The organism is Deltaproteobacteria bacterium (assembly GCA_019309045.1).
Classification (GTDB): Bacteria; Desulfobacterota; Syntrophobacteria; order BM002; family BM002; genus JAFDGZ01.
This window is the reverse complement of record JAFDGZ010000151.1, coordinates 1-4,058: the sequence shown is the minus strand read 5'-3', so window position 1 is coordinate 4,058 and position 4,058 is coordinate 1. Positions and strand designations below refer to the sequence as shown.

At 49.4% G+C, this 4,058-nt stretch carries 4 protein-coding genes; 3 read left to right on the top strand and 1 reads right to left on the bottom strand.

The window, feature by feature from the left end:
- The 3 genes from JRI89_16900 to JRI89_16890 all read left to right on the top strand — a co-directional run.
- Positions 1 to 1,377, top strand: a 1,377-nt coding sequence (locus JRI89_16900; protein MBW2072909.1) for an aspartate aminotransferase family protein, incomplete at its 5' end; no start/stop codon positions are given.
- An 869-nt stretch (positions 1,378 to 2,246) separates the two neighbouring features.
- On the top strand, positions 2,247 to 2,495 hold the full coding sequence (locus JRI89_16895; GenBank protein MBW2072908.1) for a hypothetical protein: 249 nt from the start codon (positions 2,247 to 2,249) through the stop codon (positions 2,493 to 2,495).
- 720 nt (positions 2,496 to 3,215) lie between these two features.
- Positions 3,216 to 3,563, top strand: a complete 348-nt coding sequence (locus JRI89_16890) for a PilZ domain-containing protein (GenBank protein MBW2072907.1) — start codon at positions 3,216 to 3,218, stop codon at positions 3,561 to 3,563.
- A gap of 231 nt (positions 3,564 to 3,794) precedes the next feature.
- Here the strand turns inward: JRI89_16890 and JRI89_16885 are convergent.
- On the bottom strand, positions 3,795 to 4,058 hold a 264-nt coding region (locus JRI89_16885; protein ID MBW2072906.1), incomplete at its 5' end, for a DUF3108 domain-containing protein.

Sequence of the window (4,058 nt, the reverse complement as noted above, 5' to 3'; positions counted from 1 at the left end):
GACTGGATTGCAGATTACCATCAACAAGTGGAACAACTGCCTGTCCTGTCCCGGGTAAAGCCCGGGCAAATTCGCGCTTCTCTGCCTGCCTCGCCGCCAGCTGAGGGAGAGCCTTTCGAAGAAATTCTCAGGGATGTGCAGGATATTATAGTGCCCGGGCTCACCAACTGGCAATCACCCAACTTTTTCGCCTTTTTCCCGGCAAACACCTCTGGTCCTTCAATCCTTGGGGAGCTGCTCTCTGCTGGTCTGGGAGTACAGGGCATGCTCTGGTCCACCAGTCCTGCATGTACGGAACTGGAGACGCACGTGCTCGATTGGCTGGTGGATATGCTTGACTTGCCCGGCAAGTTCAGGTCCGATGGACCAGGAGGCGGGGTGATCCAGGACTCGGCTTCGAGTGCCACTCTCTGCGCCCTGCTGGCAGCACGAGAGCGAGCAACAGATTTTGCCAGCAACGAGCAGGGATGTGATGGCCGGCTTGTTGCCTATGCTTCTAGCCAGGTCCATTCCTCCATAGAAAAGGCAGTAAAAATTGCCGGACTCGGACGACAGAATCTGAGGCTGCTGGAGGTGGACGATCGATTTGCCCTCCGACCCGAAGCGCTCGCCAGGCAAATTGACCAGGACCGGCAGGCAGGACTTATGCCGTGCTTTGTCTGCGCTACGGTGGGAACTACATCTTCGAATGCTATCGACCCACTGCCTGAAATAGGCCGCATCTGTCAAGATGAAGGCTTGTGGCTTCATGTCGATGGTGCCATGGCTGGCACTGCAGCAGTATGCCCTGAGTTTCGCCACATCCACAAGGGCTTGGAGTTGGCGGACAGCTACTGCTTCAATCCACACAAGTGGATGTTTACCAACTTCGACTGTGACTGTTTCTACCTGGCAAATCGGGAAGTGCTCATAAGATCACTGAGCATTTTGCCTGAATATCTGCGCAACCAGGCGACCGAGTCAGGCGAAGTATTTGATTATCGCGACTGGCAGATTCCCCTGGGCAGACGCTTTCGAGCCCTGAAGCTGTGGTTTGTCATTCGTTACTATGGCATAGAAGGTTTGCGTCATCATGTGAGACGACACGTGCAGCTGGCTCAGGAATTTGCCGGCTGGGTCGAACAGTCAGACAGGTTTGAACTGGCTGCTCCAGCGCCCTTGAACCTGGTCTGTTTTCGTCATGTGGGCGGAGATGAATTGAACCGGCGTTTGTTGACGCACCTCAACGAGAGCGGGGCTCTCTACCTCACTCACACAACTCTCAGCGACAATTTTGTCCTGAGGTTTTGTGTGGGTCAGACGCACACAAAAGAACACCATGTGCGCAGCGCCTGGGAAAAAATAGTGGCGACAGCAGAGGAGCTCGAGGCTGCTTAAATGCGGTTGTAGTTGTGGTCATTGACCGCGGCCCCTTTGCTCAAATAAATTTCTTTCCTGCCACAGGATGGGGCGGTCTGTGTCTGGCCGGGGCTCAGCCTAGGCAGCGATATGGATACGCCTGCGGTCGTTTACCACAGTATGCCCCTCCTTTGAGGTGTGCGTCTCCCATGTCTAATCTAGAACGAGATTCCCTGACGAGGAAAGACTAGGCGTTCTGGGTTGCCTTTTGTTCAATTCTGACTGAAGAACATCCCGCAAGAGTTCTTTTCAGATTTTTCTCTTCGACCTGCACCCTGCGCCAAGAACCCAGCACCTTCTTTGTTTGAGCAGGATCCAGCCGCGATGAACCTCATCTTATACTGCATGAATTTGTGGAAAGGCCGTCCAGTAGGCCCTGGTAAAGGTTGTCCTCACAAATGGTAGTTAGTTTCCTCTTTTGAGACTTTCTCTACCCATCAGCTCACCTGACCTTTTTATGATCTGTTGTATTAGTATCTGAAATGATAAGAAATAATGAAATACACTGCTTTGGCACGACCTTTGACTAAAGAGAAAGGATGGCGACCCCAAAAAAGAGTGGTTGACTGATGGTATCTGCTTCTCGAACACAGGGAGAAACATCATGAGAAAGCAGCGGAGCCCATGCTTCCAGTGTGAACGTCTTAATAAAGACAAGAGTGAGTGTGCTGGTTCATGCAAGCAATTGCACGTATACATGGAGAAACTTCCGTATTGTCTCCTCTCGGGGGAAGATTCTTCTGATTATTCTATTCCAGGTCTGAACAGAACACCTGCGTATGCTGCTGCAGACTAGGATATAGCACGTGCTGGGGGAGATGCTTTTCGTCTCGAAAGAGTGCGGATAGATGAGTCAGGGCTTGGTAAGGCAAGGAACCACCAAGAGATACCAGTGGGACCGGCGTCAGGCTCACGATCTCGACTACTTTATCAATGGCGGGGTGGAAAGAAGGCGCGGTCCGTGGGATAGACGGTGTGGCCGAGACAGGCGCTCAGGCGTCGAAAGGCGCATGAATAATCTTAGTGCTAACCAAGACTCTGAGCGAAGAACTGGAAACGATAGAAGAAGGGGCATTGAAAGAAGGCGTTACATTTGAGCATTTTATAGCACGAGGCTATATCATAGTATATTATAATTGATAGTATTTCAGAGGAACTCCTCGCCAGAAAATCCCTGACCTAAAGGGCTCGCACGCAAAATGTCGACTAAATCTATAGCGAGCAAATCTTATGCCCCTCCTCCTAACCCCCTCCGACTCGACTGAGCTCCTGGCAGACCACCAGGGGAGGGGTAATTTAACGAAGCAGCTAAAAAAAGACCCGAGCTTAAAATAATGTTTGACTTTATGTATTGTATTGCATTACAATACATCAGTTTTGGAGGGCTCTAGTGAGTTTGCTCCAGGATTTGATTTCAATTATTCCCTGGAGAGCTATTCTAGAAAGATGGCTTCTCGAGAAGGGAGCAGGTGAGGGCTCTGTGCTGAATGATAGGCTAAATTCCTGTTTAACACTGCGTCGCCTCATGTGCCCCCACATCGAGGAGATGGCTAGAGTGTATCTGGTCTCTCAACTTCTTAGTTCACAAGAGTTGGTGGAGAGCGAACAAAAGTGTACTAGCTGTATGCTTTTTGTTCAAAGTCTCCATCCGGTTTGGGTGCATGAGAGAGACACCGCTTGTTCGGCAGAAACAACTGCCACATGAAGACCCCGACATCACGTCTGCAATATGGGCTTACCATACCAGGAAGGGAAGTGTATCTGACAGATTCTCAACTCCTTGAGGCTATAGCATAGCCTATTGGGCCGTTTTCTCGATGGAAAGCGACGATCGCCGGGTATATCTTCGACTTAAACAACGCTTTGACACAACTCTTAGAGCGGATGATTCACATGTTTGTGTATGGGGAGTAACAGAAAATTTAGGGCAAGGTGGCGCATTCATAAAAACTGCTGACTGGAAAGATCTCCAACCCCACCAGTTGATGACCATCACGCTCTTCATCCCACCTGATTTTTCTGGTCATGATTCGACTATTGCCCTGCAGGGAACAGCTGTTATTGTCAGAACAGATTTGGAGAATGAAGGTATTGCGGTTCGTTTTGTTAAGGAACTCAAGCTGTTTGAGCGGGTTGATCAGCATCTGACAACCACCATGCCCTAATTTTCCACTCCTGTGATGGAATTGGAAGTCAGATACTAGATCGCGTTTAATTGAACCGTATGAAATACCGGCACTGAGTCGAGGTTCTTCTTGTTTTTATAATGAGTTGGTTGTCATCATGTCTACCGGCAGACCCTGTTTCATCACTTTTCTATGTGAATACCTGGCAACGCTTTTCTTGAACTAGGCTATTTCAAATTACAGGCGTGCCTGATATAGAAATATCCATAATTAGTGCTCCTCAAAAGATGTGAGTTCACAAATGATGCTGCCGAGAAGGACTTTGATCTTGATTTTTACCGGAAGTCGTCTTTTGTCAGCTGACAACCACACCTGAATCTTAGGATTCTTGCTTTTTCTGAATACCCCTCCAAGGCGGGTGGTTTCAGGCTCCAGCAAGTAGGCATCAAAAGTGCCGCTCGGCAATTGCACCATTTCCCTGCGAATTACCCTGACCGGCACCATGGTACTTTTCAGGCCGTTGGTTATTGGTAT